Below are 21,405 nucleotides of genomic sequence, written 5' to 3'. Positions count from 1 at the left end.
AGAACGACCATGGCGTCAACGCACGAGAGCCGGATCGCGGCCCTGCCCGCCGAGCTCCAGGAGGTGCTGCGCCGGCGGCTGGCCGGGCAGGCCGCCCCCGCCGATGTGATCCGGCCCGCCGAGCGCGGCGGCCCGCTGCCGCTGTCGTCCGCCCAGCGGCGGCTGTGGTTCCTCGAACAGCTGCGGCCCGGCACCGAGGAGTACCACAGCGCGCTGGCTCTGCGGCTCCTCGGCCCGCTGGACGCCGGCGCGCTGGCCGGTGCGGTCCGCGGGATCGTCGCCCGGCACCAGTCGCTGCGCACGGTGTTCGACGAGGTCGACGGCGAGCCGGTGCAGATCGTGCGGGAGGCGCCGGACGGGCCGGTGCTGCGGACGGTGGCGGCGGCCGCTCCGGAGGAGCTGGACCGGGCGCTGGCCGAGGAGTACGCCCGTCCCTTCGACCTGCGCCGCGGGCCGCTGTTCCGGGCGCTGCTGGTGCGGGCGGGCGAGCACGAGCACGTGCTGCTGCTCACCGCCCACCACATCGTCACCGACGGCTGGTCCATGGGCGTCGTCGCGGAGGAGCTCGCCGCCCTCTACACGGCCGCCGTGACCGGCGCGGACGCCGAGCTGCCGCCGCCGCCCCTGCAGTACGGCGACTACGCCGTGTGGCAGCGGGAGCGGCGGGCGAACCTCGACGCGCAGCTGGAGTACTGGACGCGGCGGCTCGCCGGCGTGCCCCCGCTGGACCTGCCGGCCGACCGGCCGCGGCCCGCCGTCCGCACCTCCGCCGGGGCCGTGCACCGCTTCACCGTGCCCGCCGGCGTCACCGCCCGGCTGGCCGGCCTGGCCCGGGAGGGCGGCACCACGCTCTTCACCGTGCTGCTGGCCGCCTGCCAGCTCTGGTGTGCCCGGTACGCCCGCCAGGACGACGTGGCCGTAGGCACCGCGGTGTCCGGGCGGCAGCGGCCCGAGCTGCACCGCACGGTGGGGTTCTTCGCCAACACCGTGGTGCTGCGCTCGTACGTGGACCTCTCGGCGCGCTTCACCGACTTCCTCGCCGCCGTCGGCGGCGCCGCCCTCGACGCCTTCGCCAACGACGAGGTGCCGTTCGAGCGGCTCGTGGACGCCCTGCACGCCACGCGTGACCCCAGCCGCAACCCGCTCTTCGACGTCATGGTGCTGTGGCAGGACTCGGCGCGCGGCGCTCCGGCGTTCGCCGGGCTGCGGGCCGAGGACGTCGTCGTGGAGCGCCGCGCCTCGACCTTCGACCTCACCGTGGAGTTCCACGAGCGCGGCGGCGAACTCGCCGTGTCCGTGGAGTACAGCACCGAGCTGTTCGACGCCGGGACCGTCGAGCGGATGGCGGAGCACCTGGGAGTGCTTCTGGCGGCCGTGGCCGCCGACCCCGCCCGGCCGCTGGCCGAGCTGCCCCTGGCAGGCGAGGCCGAGCAGGCGCTGGTGGCCTCGTGGAACGCCACCGGCGCACCCGTGCCGGAGGCGGTGCTGCCGGCGTTGTTCGAGGCGCAGGTGGCGCGGACGCCGGATGCGGTGGCGGTGTCGTGCGGGGGTGAGGAGCTGTCGTATCGGGAGCTGGACGCGCGGGCCGATCGGCTGGCGCGTCGGCTGGCCGGGCTGGGGGTGGGTCCGGAGCGGCTGGTGGCGCTGGCGCCGCCGCGGTCGGTGGAGTTGCTGGTGGCGGTGCTGGCGGTGTTGAAGGCCGGGGGCGGGTATCTGCCGCTGGATCCGGCGCATCCGGCCGAGCGGCTTTCGATGATGGTCGCCGACGCCCGCCCGGTGGTGCTGGTCACCACCTCGCAGGTGGCCGGTCGGCTGCCGGAGCTGGCGGGGCTGCCCCGCCTGCTGATGGACTCCGAAACCGCCGAGGGCCGGGACGACGGCGACCTGACAGCTCTGCGGGCGGGGCTGACCCCCGCTCATCCGGCGTATGTGATCTATACCTCGGGGTCGACGGGGCGGCCGAAGGGGGTGGTGGTCACCCATGCCAGCGTGGTGAACCTGGCCGCGTGGGCGGCGTCGGATCTGGGGGCGGGGCGGTTGGCGCATGTGGTGGCCTCGACCTCGCTGAACTTCGATGTGTCGGTGTTCGAGTTGTTGTGCCCGCTGATGGTGGGCGGCCGGGTGGAGATCGTCGCTGATGTGCTGGCGCTGGCCGATCGCCCGGCGGGGGCGGTGAGCCTGGTCAGTGCGGTGCCGTCGGCGTTGGGTCAGGTGCTGGCCCAGTCGCCGGTCCAGACGGTGCCGGGCATGGTGGTGGTGGCGGGGGAGGCGTTGTCGCCGCAGGTGGCCGGGCAGATCCGCACCGCCTGGCCGGGGGTGGAGATCGCCAATATCTACGGTCCGACCGAGACGACGGTGTATGCCACCGCCGGGTACTCCTACCCGGGGGAGGGCGGGGTGCCGCCGATCGGGGCGCCGATCGCCAACACCCGGGCGTATGTGCTGGACGAGCGGCTGCGGCCGGTGCCGGTCGGGGTGCCGGGGGAGTTGTATCTGGGCGGGGCCGGACTCGCCCGGGGCTATTTGAACCGGCCGGGGCTGACCGCCGAGCGGTTCGTGGCCGACCCGTTCGGAGACCCTGGGGCGCGGATGTATCGCACCGGGGACGTGGTCCGGTGGAGCGGTGATGGGCGGCTGGTGTATCTGGGGCGGGCCGATCACCAGGTGAAGATCCGGGGGTTCCGGATCGAGCTGGGTGAGGTCGAGGCGGCCCTGGCGCGCCACGGAAGCGTCGCTGATGCGGTGGTGGTGGTGCGCGAAGACGGGGGGCATCGCCGGCTGGTGGCCTACCTGGTGCCCGCCCCCGGCGCAGAGGTTCCCGCCTCGCCGGTGCTGCGGGAGTTCCTGCGGGGGATTCTGCCGGATTACATGGTGCCCGCGGCGTTCGTCGCCCTTGATGGTCTGCCGTTGAATGTCAACGGCAAGCTGGACCGGGCCGCGTTGCCGGCGCCGGACTTCGGTGGTGACCGGTCGGCCCGGCGGGTCGCGCCGCGCACGCCGGTGGAGGAGTCGCTCGCGCGGATCTGGAGCGACGTGCTCGGCATCGACGATATCGGGGTCGAGGACAACTTCTTCGAACTCGGCGGCGATTCGATCCTCAGCCTCCAGGTCGTCTCCCGCGCCCGCCAGGCCGGCCTCCACCTGGCCGCCGGTGACATCTTCCGGCACCAGACCGTCGCGGAGCTCGCCTCGGCCGTACGGGCCCCCGCGTCCGCCCCGGCGGCTCCCGCCGGGCCGGCCATCACCGGGCCCGCCCCGCTGGGCCCGATCCAGCACTGGTTCTTCGCCACCCACGGGCCGCTCCGCCACTTCACCATGTCGATGCTGTTCGAGCTGGCCGAGCACGTCGAGGAGCAGGCGCTGCGGGCCGCCCTGTCGGCCGTCCTGGAGCACCACGAGGCGCTGCGGACCCGGTTCGCGCCGGTCGGCGGCGAATGGCGGCAGGAGACCGGCCCCGCCCCGGCCGCTCCGCTGGAGCGGCACGACCTGTCCGGGCTGGACGACGACCGGGTCGCGGCGGCGGTCGAGGAGGCCGCGACCGCGGCCCGCGCCACGCTCGACCCGGCGCACGGCCCGCTGGTCCGGGCCCTGCTGTTCGACCTCGGCCCCGGCCGCCCGCCGCGCCTGTTCGTCACCGCGCACCACCTCGCCGTCGACGGCGTCTCCTGGCGGATCCTGCTCGCCGACCTGGAGACCGCCTACCGGCAGGCGGCCGAGGGCCGGCCGGTGACGCTCGAACCGGTCGGCACCTCATTCGCCCGGTGGGCGCACGACCTGACCGCACTGGTCCGCTCCGGAGGCCTCGACGGCGACCTCGCGCACTGGACCGAGGCGTCCCGCGGCACCGCCGCGGACCTGCCGGTGGACCGTCCGGGCACCGCCACCATGGGCTCCGTCCGCACCGTCACCGTACGGCTCGACGGGGACGACACCGACGGGCTGCTGCACCGGGTGCCCGGGGCGTACCGCACCCGGATCGACGACGTCCTGCTGGCCGCGCTCGGCCGGGCGCTGTCGGAGTGGACGGGTCGCGACCGGGTCCTCGTGGCCATGGAGGGACACGGCCGCCAGGACATCCTCGACGGCGCGGACCTGACCCGCACGGTCGGCTGGTTCACCGCCCAGTACCCGGTCGCCCTGGAGGTGCCCGCGGGAGACCACGCCGCGGACTGCGCTGTCGACTGGGGCGCCGCGCTGAAGTCCGTCAAGGAGCGCCTGCGGGCGGTGCCGCGCGGCGGCGTGAGCTACGACGCGCTGCGCTACCTCGCCGCGCCCGGAACCCCGGCCGTCGCCCTGCGCGACGACCCCCGGCCGGGGATCCGGTTCAACTACCACGGCCAGTGGGACGTCCGGCCGGACGGCCTGTACCGGGCCAGGCTGGACGGCGCGGGTCCCGACCTCGACCCGGCCGAGCCCGCGGCCTATCTCCTGGACGTCGTCGGGCTGGTCGAGGGCGGACGGCTGGAGCTGACCTGGCACTACTCACCCGAGGTGCACGACGAGGCCACCGTACGGCGGGTGGCCGGCCGGATGCTGGAGGCGCTGCGCGAGATCGTCGAGCACTGCGACCGGCCGGACGCGGGTGGCCGCACCCCGTCGGACTTCCCGCTGGCCCGCCTGGACCAGGCGGCGGTGGACCGGATCGCCGGAGACGGCCGGGACGTCGAGGACGTCTACCCGTTGACGCCGCTGCAGGCCGGCATGCTCTTCCACAGCCTGGTCGACGCCGGGGCCGACGTGTACGTCGACCAGGCGAGACTGACCCTCGACGGCGTGTCCGACCCGCACGCCCTGGCCGAGGCCTGGCAGCGGGTCGTGGACCGCACGCCGGCCCTGCGCACCTGCGTCGTCTGGGAAGGGGTGGACGAGCCGGTCCAGGTCGTACGGCGCCGGGCCACCGTGCCGGTCACCCAGCACGACTGGCGCGATCTCCCTGAGAGCGAGCGGGAGCGGGAGCTCGACCGGGTGCTCGCGGCGGACCGGGCGGCGATGGGCGACCTCGGTGCGGCGCCGCTGATGCGCCTGGCCGTCGCCCGCCTCACCGGCGACCGGGTGCTGCTCGGGTGGACCACGCACCACCTCATCCTGGACGGCTGGAGCCTCGGGCAGGTGTTCGCCGAGGTGTGCGAGCAGTACACCGCGATCGTGGCCGGCCGCACCCCGGCGCTCCCGTCCCGCCGTCCGTTCCGCGACTACCTGCGCTGGCTGGGCGACCAGGACACTCGCGAGGCGGAGGAGCACTGGCGGCGGGTGCTGGCCGGGGTCGCCGCGCCGACCCCCCTGCCGTACGACCGGCGGCCGGAGCAGGCGCACCGCGCGGAGTCGGGCGCGTCGGCCGGTTTCGCGCTGACGGCGGAGGAGTCCGCGCGGCTGCGCGCGGCGGTCCAGGGCAACGGGCTCACCGTCAACACCGTCCTGCAGGGCGCCTGGGCCCTGCTGCTCGCCCACTACGGCGGCGAGCCGGAGGTGGTCTTCGGCACCACGGTCTCGGGCCGCCCGGCGGAGCTGCCCGGCGTGGAGTCGATGGTCGGCATGTTCATCAACACGCTGCCGACGCGGGTGCGCGTGGAGGCGGGGGAGGACCTCCTGCCGTGGCTGCGCCGTCTGCAGGAGGCGCAGAGCGAGTCGCGGCGGTTCGACTTCGTCTCCCTGGCCCAGCTCCAGTCGTGGAGCGACCTGCCCGGGGGGACGAACCTGTTCGACAGCATGGTCGTCTTCGAGAACTACCCGTACTCGGCCGGTGAGGACGGCCCGCGGGTGACCGAGGTCCGGGCCCGGGACGTCACCAACTTCCCCCTCAGCCTGCGCGCCTACCTCACCGACCGGCTCGACGTCGACCTCGCCTACGACCCGCGGCTGTTCGACTCCGCCACGGCGCGGCGCATGGCCGGCCATCTGCGCCTGCTGGTGACCGCGATCGCCGACGACCCGCACCGTACGGCGGGCGAGCTGCCGCTGCTCACCTCCGCCGAGCGGGAACAGGTGCTCGCACGCGGGACCGGAAACGCCTTGGACGTGCCGGACGCCACGGTGGCCGAGGTGTTCGAGGACCAGGCGCGGCGGACCCCGGACGCCACGGCGCTCGTCTGCGGTGCGGACGCCGTGACCTACGCCGAGCTCAACGGGCGGGCCAACCGGCTCGCCCGCCACCTGGTCGGCCAGGGCGCGGGCCCCGGGCAGGTGGTGGCGCTGGCCCTGCCCCGATCGGCCGGGATGGTGGCCGCGATCCTCGCGGTGCTCAAGGCCGGCGCCGTCTACCTGCCGATCGACCCCGGGCTGCCGGCCGACCGCGTGGCTCTGATGCTCCGGGACGCCGATCCCGTGCTGGTGCTGGACGCGCCCGTGAACGAGGCCGTCCTCGCCGGGCACGCGGACACGGACCTCACCGACGCCGACCGCCTCGGCCCGGTACGCGGGTACACGGCCGCATACATGATCTACACGTCGGGGTCGACGGGGACGCCGAAGGGCGTGGTGGTCGAGCACCGGGGGCTGGCCAACCTGCTGGCGAGCCACCGGGCGGGCTTCCTCGCCGAGGCGGGTGACCGGCGGCTGCGGGCCGCCCTCACCGCGTCGTTCTCCTTCGACACCTCCTGGGAGGGGCCGCTGCTGATGGCGGCCGGCCACGAGCTGCACCTGATCGACGACGCCGTGCGGCTGGACCCGGAGGCGCTGGTCGCCTACGTCGGCGCCCATCGCGTCGACTTCATGGACCTCACGCCCACCTACGCCCGGCAGCTGCTCGCGGCCGGGCTGCTGGAGGAGGGGCGGCACCGCCCGGCGGTGCTCATGCTCGGCGGCGAGGCGCTGGACGAGGACCTCTGGCGGCGGCTGTCGGAGGTGCCCGGCACGGCGGCCTACAACTTCTACGGGCCGACCGAGTGCACCGTGGACGCGCTGTGGTGCCGGGTGGGGGACGCCGGCCGGCCGCACGTCGGCCGCCCGCTGCACAACCTCCGGGCGTACGTGCTGGACGACCGGATGCGGCCGGTGGGTGTGGGCATGCCCGGCGAGCTGTACCTGGCGGGGCCGCAGGTGGCGCGGGGCTACCTGAACCGGCCGGGGCTGACCGCCGAGCGGTTCATGGCCGACCCGTTCGGGGCGCCGGGCACGCGCATGTACAAGACGGGCGACCTCGTGCGGTGGACCGATCGGGGCGTGCTGGAGTTCCTCGGCCGGGCCGACGACCAGGTCAAGATCAGGGGATTCCGCATCGAGCCCGGCGAGGTCCGGGCGGCGCTGCTCGCCTGCCCCGGCGTGGCCGAGGCCGCCGTCGTGGCCCGCGAGGACGAGCCCGGCCTCCCGCGCCTGGTGGCGTACGTGGTCCCGGCGCCGCAGGGGCCCGGAGAACCACAGCGGAACGGACCGGCCGCGGTGCCGGTGCGGCCCACGCCGGACGTCTCCGAGCTGCGGGAACGGCTGTCCGCGACGCTGCCGGACCACATGATCCCCGCGGCGTTCGTCACGCTGGAGGCGCTGCCGCGCACCGTCAGCGGCAAGCTGGACCAGCGGGCGCTGCCCGCCCCCGAGTGGGGCGCGTCCGGCCGTCCCCACGTAGAGCCTCGTACGGACGCCGAGCGCGCGGTGGCCCGCATCTGGTCGGAGGTGCTCGGAGTCGAGCGGGTCGGGGCCGAGGACAACTTCTTCGAGCTGGGCGGTGACTCCATCGTCAGCATCAGGGTGACGGCCCGGCTGCGGGCGGCCTTCGGCGTGGACGTCTCGCCGCGTGCCGTGTTCACCCACCCCACCGTGGCGCGGCTCGCCGCGGTCCTGGCCCCCGCCGAGGCAGCCGCCGGGGACGACTCGGCGGGGAACGCCGGCGTCATCCGTCCCGTCCCCCGCGAGGGGACGCTGCCGCTGTCGTTCGCGCAGCAGCGGCTGTGGTTCCTGCACGAGTTCGAGCCGGACAGCACGGAGTACGTCACCTTCGCCGGCTTCCGGCTCGACGGCGAGCTGGACCGGGAGGCGCTGCGGGCCGCCCTGGGCGTGCTGGTGGCCCGGCACGAGTCGCTGCGGACGACGTTCGGTCAGGAGGACGGCCACGGCGTGCAGACCGTGCACCCGCCGTACGAGGTCGAGACGCCCGTTCACGACCTGAGTGGCCTGCCGGGGCCCGAGCGCGACGCGGAGTCGGAGCGCCTGCTGGCCGCCGAGCGGGCCCGCCCGTTCGACCTGCGGCACGGCCCGCTGATGCGGGCGACGCTGATCCGGCTCGCGCCCACCCGGCACGTGCTGGCCCTCGCGCTGCACCACATCGTGACCGACGGCTGGTCGATGGGGGTGCTGGCGGAGGAGCTGGGGGTGGCGTACGCGGCGCTGGCCGCGGGGCGGGAGCCGGAGCTGGCGGAGTTGCCGGTGCAGTACGGCGACTTCGCGGTGTGGCAGCGGGAGCGGATGTCGGGGGAGGTGTTGTCGGGGCAGCTGGGGTACTGGCGGGAGCGGCTGGCGGGGCTGGAGCCGCTGGAGTTGCCGGCGGATCGGCCGCGGCCGGCGGTGCGGTCGGGGCGGGGTGCGGTGGTGGAGTTCACCGTGCCGGCGTCGGTGGTGGCCGGGATCAAGGCGGTGGGGCGGTCGAGGGACGCGACGATGTTCGTGCCGTTGGTGGCGGCCTGCGCGGTGGTGCTGGGCCGGTGGTCGGGCCAGGGCGATGTGGCGCTGGGGACGGTCACCTCTGGGCGGGAGCGGGCGGAGCTGGAGCGTCTGGTCGGGTTCTTCGTCAACACGGTGGTGCTGCGGACCCGGGTGGATCCGGCGCAGACGGTGGAGGAGCTGCTGGGTGGGGTGCGGGACACGGTGCTGGAGGCTTTCGCCCACCAGGACGTGCCGTTCGAGCGGGTGGTGGAGGAGCTGGCACCGGCCCGCGACACCAGCCGCACCCCCCTCTTCCAGGCCATGATCGTCCTGCAGAACACCGACGACGGGCCACCGCGTCTGCCCGGGCTCGTGGTCGAGGAGATCGCGCCCGCCACGGCCGTCGCGAGCACCGACGTCCTGGTGGAGTTCCAGGAGTTCGAGGGCGGTATGCGGGCCGCCGTCAACTACAGCACCGATCTGTTCGACGCCGGGACCATCGAGCGGATGGCGGGTCATCTGGTGCGGGCGCTGGAGCAGATCGCGGCCGGCCCCGCCCGGCGGGTGGGAGACCTCGACCTGCTGACCGACGCCGAGCACGCGACGCTGGCCTCGTGGAACGCCACCGGCCGGAAGGTTCCCGAGGGGTCGGTGCCGGCGCTGTTCGCCGAACGGGTGCGGCGCGACCCCACCGCGGTCGCGGTGGTCTGCGGGCCTGACCACCTGACCTACCGGGAGCTGGACGAGCGTTCGGCCCGGCTGGCGCGTCACCTCGCCGCGTCCGGGGTGGGACCGGAGGACCGGGTCGGCGTGCTGATGGACCGCTCGGCCGACATGGTCGTGGCGGTGCTGGCCGTGCTGAAGGCGGGCGGGGCGTACCTGCCGCTGGACGTGCGGGCGCCGGCCCCGCGGCTGGCGCAGGTGCTGGCCGAGGCCGGCGCCCCGGTCGTCGTCACCGACCACGCCTGGCGGGACACCGCCCGCCGGATCCACGCCGGGCCGGTCGTCGTGGCGGGAGAGCCGCTGCGCGACCCCTCGCCGGAACCGCCGCGCGGCGAGGAGCACCCGCACGGCCTCCCGTGGCAGGAGAGCGTGATCGACCCCGACCGCCTCGCGTACGTGATGTACACCTCCGGGTCCACCGGGGTGCCCAAGGGCGTCGCGGTGCGGCACCGGGACGTGGCGGCGCTCGCCTTCGACCACCGGTTCGACGGGCCGGCGCACGCGCGGGTGCTGGCGCACTCGCCCCAGGCGTTCGACGCCTCGACATACGAGATGTGGGTGCCGCTGCTGCGCGGCGGCACGGTGCTGGTCGCACCGCCGGGCGAGCTGGACCCGGCCGCCCTGCGGGAGCTGGTCACCATGCACCGGGTGGGCGCGGTGTGGCTCACCGCCGGACTGTTCCGCCTGGTCGCGGCCGAGGACCCGGCCTGCCTGGCCGGGGTGCGGGAGGTGTGGACCGGCGGGGACGTCGTCCCGGCCGACGCGGTGCGCCGGGTCATGGACGCCTGCCCCGGCGTCGTCGTGGTCGACGGCTACGGCCCGACGGAGACCACCACCTTCGCCGCCGCGCACCCGATGGCCCTGCCACGGCAGGTGCCGGACGCGGTTCCGATCGGGTCCCCGCTGGACAACATGCGCCTCCACGTGCTGGACGGGCGGCTGCGCCCGGTGCCGGTCGGGGTGGCCGGTGAGCTGTACATCGCCGGGGCCGGCCTGGCCCGCGGCTACCTGGACCGGCCCGGCCTGACCGCAGAGCGCTTCGTCGCCGACCCCTACGGCGGCCCGGGGGAGCGGATGTACCGCACCGGGGACGTGGTCCGCTGGACCCCCGGCGGCGTGCTGGAGTTCCTCGGCCGGGGCGACGACCAGGTCAAGCTGCGCGGGTTCCGGATCGAGCTCGGGGAGATCGAGGCGGCCCTCCAGGCCCACCCCGCGATCGGGCAGAGCGTGGTGGCCGCGCACCAGGACCCGGCCGGCCGCAAACACCTCGTCGCCTACGTCGTCCCCGCCGCGGACGAACGGCCGGCGCCGGGCGAACTGCGGGACTGGCTGGCCCGTTCGCTGCCGGACTACATGGTCCCGTCGGTGTTCGTGACGCTGGAGGCGTTGCCGCTGTCGGCCAACGGCAAGGTCGACCGGCGCGCCCTGCCCGCTCCCGAGGCCGCCCTCACCTCGGACCGCGGGTACGTGGAGCCGGCCGGGCCGGTCCAGCGGGAGCTGGCCCGCATCTGGGCGGAGGTCCTGGGCGTGGACCGGGTCGGGGCCGAGGACAACTTCTTCGAGCTGGGCGGTGACTCCATTCTGAGCATCCAGGTCGTCTCCCGGGCCCGGCGGGCCGGGCTGCGCCTGGCCACCAAGGACCTGTTCGTCCACCAGACCATCACCGCGCTCGCCCCTGCCGTCACCACCGCGGACGAGCCCGGCCCCGACGCCGCCGTCACCGGGCCGGTGCCGCTCACCCCCATCCAGCGGTGGCTCTTCGAGAGCGAGGGAGACAGCCCGGACCACTTCAACCAGTCGGTCCTGGTCGAGCTCGCCGCCGACCTCGACGAGCACGCGCTGCGGCGGGCGCTCGACGCCGTGGTGGCGCGCCACGACGCCCTGCGGATGCGCTTCCTGCGGGAGGACGGCGAGTGGCGGCAGCACGTCGCCCCGGCCGAGACGGCCGAGATCTTCCGGCGCTGCGACCTCGGCGGACTGGACGAGCAGGCGCGGCGGGCCGAGCTGGAACGGACGGCGCTGGCCGCCCAGACCAGCCTGGACGTCGTGGCCGGGCCGCTGCTGCGGGCGGTGCTGTTCACCGACGGGCCCGGGCGGCCGCCCCTGCTGTTCCTGACCGTCCACCACCTCGTCGTCGACGGCGTGTCGTGGCGGATCCTGCTCGGCGACCTGGAGACCGCCTACGAGCAGGCGGCCGGGAGCCGCGCGATCGAGCTGGAACCGGCCGGCACGTCCTTCACGGCGTGGGCGAGCCGGCTCGCCGGGCACGTCCGCTCCGGCGGGCTCGACGACGACCTGCCGTACTGGACGTCCGTGCCGGCCGCCGCGCCGGCGGACATCCCCGTCGACCACCCCGGGGCGGCGCCCTCGGGTCACCCCCGGACGGTCTCGGCGGCTCTGGACAGGGAGACCACCGACCGGCTGCTGCACGAGGTGCCCGGGGCGTACCGCACGCAGATCAACGACGTGCTGCTGGCCGCGCTCGGCCGGGTCCTGTGCCGGTGGACCGGCCGGGACGCCGTGCTGGTCGCGCTGGAAGGCCACGGCCGGGAGGAGATCCTCGACGGCGCCGACCTGTCCCGCACGGTCGGGTGGTTCACCTCCCGCTTCCCGGTGGCGCTCGGCACCCGCCCCGGCTGGGCCGAGACGATCAAAACGGTCAAGGAGGGGCTCCGCGAGATCCCCCGGCGCGGGCTCAGCTATGAGGCCCTGCGCTACCTCAGCGCGCCCCGTTCGCCCGCGGCCGCTCTGCGGGACGACCCCTCGCCGCGGATCTGCGTCAACTACCTCGGGCAGTGGGGCGGCACCCCCGGCGGCACTTCCGGCGGCGCGGAGGGCCTCTACCGGCGCTGGCACGACGGCATCGGCTCCGACAGCGCGCCCGGCACCCGCCCGGCCCACCTCCTCGATGTCACGGGCCTGGTCGCCGACGGCGTGCTGCGGCTCGACTGGAGCTACTACGACCAGGTGCACGAGGAGACGACCGTACGGCTCCTGGCCGAGGAGACCGTCACCGCGCTGCGGGAGATCGTCGAGCACTGCGTCAGCCCGGAGGCCGGCGGCTGCACCCCGTCGGACTTCCCGCTGGCCCGGCTGGACCAGGCGGCGGTGGACCGGATCGCGGGCGACGGCCGCGAGGTCGAGGACGTCTACCCGCTGACGCCGCTGCAGGCCGGCATGCTCTTCCACAGTCTGGTCGACTCCGCGTCCGGCGCCTACCTCGACCAGTTCCGGCTGCGGCTGTCGGGCGTGCGCGACCCGCGGGCCCTGGCCGAGGCCTGGCAGCGGGTCGTGGACCGCACGCCGATCCTGCGCACCTGCCTGGCGTGGGACGGCGTGGACGAGCCGCTCCAGGTCGTACGCCGCCGGGTCGCCGTGCCCGTCGCCCACCACGACTGGCGGCACCTGCCGGAGGAGGAACGGGACCGGGAGATCCGGCGCGTGCTCACGGAGGACCTCGCCACCGGCGTGGACCTGTCGGCGGCCCCACTGATGCGGCTGGTCATCGGGCGGGTCACCGACGACGAGGTGCTGCTCGTCTGGACCTCCCACCACGTGCTGCTCGACGGCTGGAGCGCGGCGGCCGTCTTCGCCGAGGTCTGCGAGCAGTACGCGGGCATCACCGCCGGGCGGCGGACCGAGCCCGCGGCCCGCCGGCCCTTCCGCGACTACCTGCGCTGGCTGGGCGAGCAGGACGTCCGGCGGGCGGAGGAACACTGGCGGCAGGCGCTGTCCGGCTTCGACGCGCCCACCCCGCTGCCGTACGACCGGCCGCCGGTCGAGGCGCACCAGGCCGAGTCGAGCGCGTCGGCCCGGGTGGACCTCGCCGCGGACACCTCCGCCCGGCTGCGCGCACTGGCCCGGCGGGGCGGGCTGACGATGAACACCGTCGTGCAGGGCGCCTGGGCGCTGCTGCTGTCCCGGTACGGCGGCGAGCGCGACGTGGTGTTCGGCACCACGGTGTCGGGCCGTCCCGCGGAGCTGCCCGGCGTGGAGTCGATGATCGGCATGTTCATCAACACCGTGCCGACCCGGGTCGCCGTGGACGACCGGCGGGACGTCGTGTCCTGGCTGCGCGAGCTCCAGCTCGCGCAGAGCGAGTCGCGGCGCTTCGACCACGTCTCGCTCTCCCAGATCCAGGGGTGGACCGACGTGCCCGCCGGGACCGCGCTGTTCGACAGCGTCGTGGTGTTCGAGAACTATCCCATCGGCGGCGACGACGTCCCGGGCAGCCCGCGGGTGACGGAGGCGGACGGCGTGGACACGACGAGCTTCCCGCTGGCCCTGACCGCCTACGTCGAGGATGAGCTCCGGCTCCTGCTCGACTACGACCCCCGGCTGTTCGACGCTGTCACGATCGAGCGCATGGCGGGACACCTGTCGGCTGCGCTGGCGGAGCTGGCCGCCGACCCCGGCCGTACCCCGGCCGAGATCCCGCTGCTGGACGCCCACGAGCGGCGGCTGCTCGCCGAATGGAGCGGCGCCGGCGACGGGGCGCCGGACGGCCCGGTGGACGGCACGGCGGACGGCAGCGTGGTGGACGGCACCGTGGTGGAGCTGTTCGAGGCCCAGGCCTCGGCGACGCCCGGCGCGACGGCGCTGGTGTTCGGGGACACCACGCTGACCTACGCCGAGCTCGACGACCGGGCGTCCCGGCTGGCCCGGCTGCTGGCCGCCCGCGGCGCGGGGCCCGGGTGCGTGGTGGCCCTGGTCCTGCCGCGTACGGCCGACGTGGTGGTGGCGATCCTCGCCGTGCTCAAGGCCGGCGCGGCCTACCTGCCGGTCGACCCCGGCCTGCCCGCCGACCGGGTGCGGTTCCTGCTGGCGGACTCCGGGGCGGCGCTGGCGCTGACCACCTCCGGGACGGCGGAGGCCGTCGGCGCGGCGGTGCCCGTCGTGGCGCTGGACGCGCCGCAGACCCGCGCGGACCTGGCCGCGGACGCCGCACCCGCGCTCGGCCGCGGCCCTCGGCCCGGCGACGCGGCCTACGTCATCTACACGTCGGGGTCGACGGGGACGCCGAAGGGCGTCGTGGTGGAGCACCGCGGCCTGGCGAACCTGCTGGCGAGCCACCGGGCAGGGTTCCTCACGGACGTTCACCTCGGGGACGCCGGGCGCGGGCGGCTGCGTGCCGCGCTGACCGCCGTGTTCTCCTTCGACACCTCCCTGGAGGGCCTGCTGCTGATGGTGGCGGGTCATGAGCTGCATCTGATCGACGACGCGGTGCGGCTGGATCCGCAGGCGCTGGTGGCATACGTGGACAGCCGCCGGATCGACTTCATGGATCTGACGCCGACATATGCGCGGCAGTTGCTGGCGGCGGGTCTGCTGGAGGAGGGGCGGCATCGCCCGGCGGTGCTGATGCTGGGCGGGGAGGCGCTGGAGGAGGACCTGTGGCGGCGGCTGGCCGAGGTGCCGGGCACCGCGGCCTACAACTTCTACGGGCCGACCGAGTGCACGGTGGACGCGCTGTGGTGCCGGGTCGGGGACGCTCCCGGGCCCGTCGTGGGCCGTCCGCTGCACAACCTGCGGGCGTACGTGCTGGACGACCGGCTCCGGATGGCGCCCGTGGGGGTTCGCGGGGAGCTCTATCTGGCCGGGCCGCAGCTGGCGCGGGGCTACCTGAACCGGCCGGGGCTGACCGCCGAGCGGTTCATAGCCGACCCGTTCGGGGAGCCGGGCACGCGCATGTACAAGACGGGCGACCTGGCCCGATGGACCTCCGAGGGAGTGCTGGAGTTCCTCGGCCGGGCCGACGACCAGGTCAAGATCCGCGGCCTGCGCATCGAGCCCGGCGAGATCGAGGCGGCCCTGGTGCGGCTGCCGGAGGTGGCCGAAGCGGCCGTGCTGGCCCGCCCGGACGGCAACGGGCACCTCAGGCTGGTGGCCTACCTGGTCCCGTCCTGCCCGGGGACGCCGGAGCCCGCCGCGTTGCGCGAGGCGCTCGGACGGAGCCTGCCGGACTACCTCGTGCCGTCCGCGTTCGTCGTGCTGGACCGGCTGCCCACGACCTCCAGCGGAAAGCTGAACCGCAGAGCGCTTCCCGCGCCCGACTTCGCCGCCGGGGCCAGGTCGGCGTACACGGCTCCGCGGACCGACGCCGAGCGCGTCCTCGCCGGCATCTGGTCGGAGGTGCTGGGGGTGGACCGCGTCGGCGTCGAGGACAACTTCTTCGAGCTGGGCGGCGACTCGATCCTCAGCATCCAGGTGGTGTCGCGGGTGCGCGCGGCGCTCGGGGTCCAGCTGTCCCCGCGCGTGCTGTTCACCACGCCCACCGTGGCCGGGCTGGCCCGGGAGATCGGCGGGGAGGTGCGGCTGAGCACCGCCGGGGAGGCCATCCCGGCGGTTCCGCGCGGCCGGCCGCTGCCGCTGTCGTTCGCGCAGCAGCGGCTGTGGTTCCTGCACGAGTTCGAGCCGGACAGCACCGAGTACGTCACGCCGACGGCCCTGCGCCTGCGCGGTGAGCTGGACCGGGAGGCGCTGCGGTCCGCCCTGGACGTGCTGGTCGCCAGGCACGAGTCACTGCGGACGACGTTCGGTCAGGAGGACGGCCACGGCGTGCAAACCGTGCACCCGCCGTACGAGGTGCCGCTGCCCCTGCTCGACCTGTCCGGACGGCCCGCCGGCGACCGGGAGGCCGCCCTCGTCGAGGCTCTCGACGCCGAGGCCCGGCGGACGTTCGACCTGCGGCACGGCCCGCTGATGCGGGCGCTGCTCCTGCGGCTGGCCGGCGACGACCACGTCCTCATGCTGACCCTGCACCACATCGTGACCGACGGCTGGTCGACGGGAGTGCTGGCCGGGGAGCTGGGCGTGGCCTACGGGGCGCTGGCCGAGGGGCGGGAGCCGGAGCTTTCGGCGTTGCCGGTGCAGTACGCCGATTTCGCGGTGTGGCAGCGGGAGCGGATGTCGGGGGAGGTGTTGTCGGGGCAGCTCGGCTACTGGCGGGAGCGGCTGGCCGGGATCGAGCCGCTGGAGCTGCCGGTCGATCGGCCGCGGCCGGCGGTGCGGTCGGGCCGGGGTGCGGTGGTGGAGTTCACGGTGCCGGGGCCGGTGGTGGCCGGGATCAAGGCCGCGGGGCGGTCGCGGGACGCGACGATGTTCGTGCCGCTGGTGGCGGCCTGTGCGGTGGTGCTGGGCCGGTGGTCGGGCCGGGACGATGTGGCGCTGGGGACGGTGAGCTCGGGCCGGGAGCGGGCGGAGCTGGAGCGTCTGGTCGGGTTCTTCGTCAACACGGTGGTGCTGCGCACCCGGCTGGATCCGGGGTGGACGGTCGGTGAGCTGCTGGGGTCGGTGAAGGACACGGTGCTGGGGGCCTTCGCCCACCAGGACGTGCCGTTCGAGCGGGTGGTGGAGGAGCTGGCCCCGGTCCGCGACACCAGCCGCACCCCCCTCTTCCAGGCCATGGTCGTCCTCCAGAACACCCCGGGCGGACTGCCCGACATGCCCGGCCTCACGGTCTCGGGCGTGGCACCGTCGTTCACCGCCGCAGGATGCGACGTCACCATCGAGTTCCAGGAGGCGGACGGCGAACTGCGCGGGGCCCTGACCTACAGCACGGACCTGTTCGACGCCGGGACGATCGAGCGGATGGCGGAGCACCTGGGCCGGGTGCTGGAGCAGATCGCCGCCGACACCGCCCGCCGGGTGGGCGACCTGGACCTGCAGACCGAGGCCGAGCGGCACCGCGTTCTGGAGGAGTGGAACGCGACCGGCCTCCCTGTCCCGGATGCGGTGGTGCCGGTGTTGTTCGAGGCGCAGGTGGCGCGGTCGCCGGAGGCGGTGGCGGTGTCGTGTGGCGGGGTGGAGGTGTCGTATCGGGAGTTGAACGCGCGGGCCGATCGGCTGGCGCGGCGGCTGGTCGGGGCGGGGGTGGGGCCGGAGCGGCTGGTGGCGCTGGCGCCGCCGCGGTCGGTGGAGTTGCTGGTGGCGGTGCTGGCGGTGTTGAAGGCCGGTGGGGCGTATCTGCCGCTGGATCCGGCGCATCCGGCCGAGCGGCTTTCGATGATGGTCGCCGACGCGTGTCCGGTGGTGCTGGTGACCACCGCGGAGGTGGCCGGGCGGCTGCCGGATCTGCCGGGGGTGCCGCGCCTGCTCATCGACGAGCACGACACCGGGCAGGACCCGGCGGAGGGGGACGGCGATCTGGGGGATGGGGATCGGCTGGGGGCGTTGGTGGCGGCGCATCCGGCGTATGTGATCTATACCTCGGGGTCGACGGGCCGGCCGAAGGGTGTGGTGGTGACGCATTCGAGTGTGGTGAATCTGGCCGCGTGGGCGGCGACCGAGGTCGGGGCGGAGCGGTTGGCGCATGTGGTGGCCTCGACGTCGCTGAACTTCGATGTGTCGGTGTTCGAGTTGCTGTGCCCGTTGCTGGCCGGTGGGCGGGTGGAGATCGTGGCGGATGTGCTGGCGCTGGCCGATCGGGCGGCCGGGCCGGTGAGTCTGGTCAGCGCGGTGCCGTCGGCGTTGTCGCAGGTGCTGTCCCAGTCACCCGCGGAAATGGCGGCGGGGATGGTGCCGGGGACGGTGGTGGTGGCCGGGGAGGCGTTGTCGCCGCGGGTGGCGGGGCAGATCCGGGCGGCGTGGCCGGGGGTGGAGCTGGCCAACATCTACGGGCCGACGGAGACGACGGTGTATGCCACCGCGTGGTTCTCCCCCCAGGACGCGCAGGAGGAGATCGCGGGGGTGCCGCCGATCGGGGCGCCGATCGCGAACACGCGGGCGTATGTGCTGGATGAGGGGTTGCGTCCGGTGCCGGTGGGGGTGCCGGGGGAGTTGTATCTGGGCGGGGCCGGGCTGGCGCGCGGCTACCTGAACCGGCCGGGGCTGACCGCGGAGCGGTTCGTGGCCGATCCGTTCGGCGGCCCGGGGGCGCGGATGTATCGCACCGGGGACATTGTGCGCTGGTCGGGGGATGGGCAGTTGGTCTATCTGGGGCGGGCCGATCATCAGGTGAAGATCCGGGGGTTCCGGATCGAGCTGGGTGAGGTCGAGTCGGCGTTGCTGCGTCACGACGGTGTGGGTGAGGCCGTGGTGACGGTGCGCGAAGACGGGGGGCATCGCCGGCTGGTGGCCTACGTGGTGCCCGCCCCCGGCGCAGAGGTTCCCGCCTCGCCGGTGCTGCGGGAGTTCCTGCGAGGGATTCTGCCGGATTACATGGTTCCGGCGGCGTTCGTTCCGCTGGAGGCGTTGCCGTTGAACGTCAACGGCAAGCTGGACCGGGCGGCGTTGCCTGCTCCGGACTGGGGTGGAGACCGCCCGGCGGGGCGGACGGCTCCGCGTACCGAGGCCGAGGAGTTGCTGGCGCGGATCTGGAGTGATGTGCTCGGGATCGGCGACATCGGGGTCGAGGACAACTTCTTCGAGCTGGGCGGCGACTCCATTCTCAGCCTCCAGGTCGTCTCCCGCGCCCGCCAGGCCGGGCTCCGGCTCGCCGCCAAGGACCTGTTCGTCCACCAGACCATCGCCGCCCTCGCCGCCGTCGTCACCACTGTGGACGAGGGCGACCTGGACACCCCGGTCACCGGCCCGGTGCCGCTCACGCCCATCCAGCACTGGTTCTTCGACACCCATGTGGTCAACCCGCACCACTTCAACCAGTCCGTCTTCGTCGAGCTCACCGCCGATCTCGACGAGCAGGCGCTCTGGCAGGCCGTCGAGGCGCTGGTGAGCCACCACGACGCGCTGCGGATGCGGTTCTTCCAGGAGGACGGCGAGTGGCGGCAGGACAACCCGCCCGCCATGGCGGTGACGGTGCTGCGCGGGCACGACCTGTCCGGCGTGGCCGAGGAGGAGCAGCCCGAGGCCATGGAGAAGATCGCCGACCAGGTCCACGCGGGCTTCGACCTCGCCCAGGGGTCGCTCCTGCGCGCGGTCCTGTTCACCCGCGGCCCCGGACGGGCTCCGTACCTGCTCCTGGTGGCCCACCACCTGGTGATCGACGGCGTCTCCTGGCGGATCCTGCTGGACGACCTCGAGACGGCCTACCACCAGGCGTCGCTCGGCGAGAAGGTCAGGCTCGGCCCCAAGACCACGTCGTACCGGGACTGGTCGCTGCGCCTGCGGGAGCACGTGGCCGCCGGCGGCCTCGACCACGAGCTTGACCACTGGGCCGCGGCGCTCGGCGGAGGGACCCTGCCGGCGAGGCGTACGCCGTCCGCCGTGGAGCCCGGCCCGGCCCGCACGGTCTCGGTGAGCCTGACGCCGGAGGACACCGAGACGCTGCTCCGCTCGGCCCCGGCCGTCTACCGCACCCGGATCAACGACGTCCTGCTGACGGCGCTCGGCTGGGCGCTGGCCCGCTGGACAGGGGACGACAGGGTGCGCGTGGACCTGGAGGGCCACGGCCGCGAGGAGATCCTCGACGGGATCGACCTGTCCCGCACGGTCGGCTGGTTCACGACCATCTTCCCGGTCGCCCTGGACGTCACCGGCGACGCCGACCCCGACTGGCGGGCCCTGGTGAAGTCGGTACGGCGGCAACTGCGGACGGTGCCGGGCAACGGCCTCGGCTTCGGGGCGCTGCGTCACCTCGGCGCTCCGGCCATACGGGACCGGTTGTCGGCGGCCGGGCCGCAGGTGGTGTTCAACTACCTGGGCCAGTGGGACGCGCGCGCGGCGGAGCCGGGCGCCGGTCTCTACCGGGGCGCGCACACGGCACTGGGCCGGGAGCAGGATCCGGCGGAACCCGGCACCCATCCCCTGGAGGTCGTGGGGGCGGTGCAGGAGGGCCGGCTGGAGGCCGTCTGGTACTACCGGCCCGACCTGCTCGAGGAGTCGACCGTGGAGGCCGTCGCCCGCGACTTCGCCGAGGCGCTGCGGCGGATCGCGCGCGACTGCCGGGAGGCCGCGTCGTGACCGCGGAGGTGGCGGCTCCGCTCACGGCCAACCGCGACTACCGCCTGCTCTGGGGCGGCCGGATGGTCTCGGAGCTCGGCGTCAGCGCGGCGACGATCGCCTTCCCCCTGCTGGCGCTCGCGGTGACCGGCTCGGCGGCCGCGTCGGGGCTGGTGGTGGGCACAGTGGCGGTGGCGCAGCTGTTCGCCGGCCTGCCCGCCGGGGCCCTGGCCGACCGGTGGAACCGGAAGAAGGTCATGCTGGGGTGCGAGGCGGTGCAGGCGATCGCCGCCGCCAGCCTCGTCGCCGCCGTCTACTGGGACGTCGTCAGCCTCGCGCACCTGATGGGCGTCGCGGCCGTGATGGGGGTGTGCGCCGCCCTCTTCGAGCCCGCGGAGGACGCGTCCCTGCCCGCCATCGTGCCGGACGACCAGCTACCGGCCGCGGTGGCCATGAACGGCGCCCGCGCCAACCTGGGACACCTGGCCGGCACGGCGGCGGGGGGCTTCCTGTTCGCGGTCGGCAGGTTCGTGCCGTTCGCCGTCGACGCGCTGACCCACGTCGCGGCGCTGGCCGCCCTCACCCGGGTCCGCCTGCCCGCGCGGCGGGTGGTCCCGGCGGAGAGGACCCACCTCGGCCGGGAGATCGTCTCCGGCCTGCGGTGGGTGTGGGACCACCCCCACGTACGGGTGACGGCCGTCTGCGCGACCGTGCTCAACCTCTTCTTCAGCGCGTTCTACCTCGTGGTGATCGTGCTGGCCAAGGCCAGGGGCGTGCCGCCGGGGGAGATCGGCGTCATGGCGGCGATGCTCGGCGTCGGCGGGATCGCCGGCGCGCTGGCGGCGCCCTACCTGCGGCGCAGGCTCACGCCGTACGCCTCCATCGCGGGGGTCTTCTGGGCGCTCACCGCGCTCACCCCGCTCGCGGTCTTCGCGGGGAACGGCTACGTGATGGGGGCGCTCTTCCTCGCCATGGCGCTGCTGCCCCCGGCGGCCAACACCACGATCATCACCGAGCAGCTGCTGCTGACCCCGGACGAGCTGCGCGGCCGGCTGAGCGGCGTCCTCGGCCTGCTCACGGGCGTCGCCGGCGCCGCCGGGCCGGTGCTCGGCGGCGTCCTCACAGAGGCGGTGCCGGGCACCGCCGCGGTCCTGGCCTGCGCCGCCGGGATCGCGGCCGTGACGGTGCTGGTCACCGTCAATCCCACGCTCCGCCGGTTCCCCCGGCGGTCCCCGACAGATACGTCCACCCCCCTCATGGAAGGAACGTGAC

At 74.7% G+C, this 21,405-nt stretch carries 2 protein-coding genes; both read left to right on the top strand.

Annotation, left to right across the window (positions count from 1 at the left end; genetic code table 11):
- Positions 1 to 9: 9 nt before the first annotated feature.
- Complete coding sequence (locus HHX37_RS25145) at positions 10 to 20,154, top strand: non-ribosomal peptide synthase/polyketide synthase (RefSeq protein WP_182886985.1); 20,145 nt, start codon at positions 10 to 12, stop codon at positions 20,152 to 20,154.
- Positions 20,151 to 21,404: an MFS transporter gene (locus HHX37_RS25140; RefSeq protein WP_220503113.1), complete on the top strand. Its 1,254-nt coding sequence runs from the start codon at positions 20,151 to 20,153 to the stop codon at positions 21,402 to 21,404. The genes HHX37_RS25145 and HHX37_RS25140 overlap by 4 nt, the downstream gene beginning before the upstream one ends.
- Position 21,405 lies beyond the last annotated feature (1 nt).

The sequence above is a fragment of the Microbispora sp. H10885 genome, assembly GCF_014161415.1.
GTDB classification, from domain to species: domain Bacteria; phylum Actinomycetota; class Actinomycetes; order Streptosporangiales; family Streptosporangiaceae; genus Microbispora; species Microbispora triticiradicis.
Note: the sequence above shows the minus strand (reverse complement) of the source record. Positions and strands in the feature narration are given on the sequence as shown.

What these genes read in the sequence shown, in the direction of transcription:
- HHX37_RS25145 (WP_182886985.1), top strand. Translation starts at nt 10, where the DNA reads ATGGCGTCAACGCACGAGAGCCGGATCGCGGCCCTGCCCGCCGAGCTC.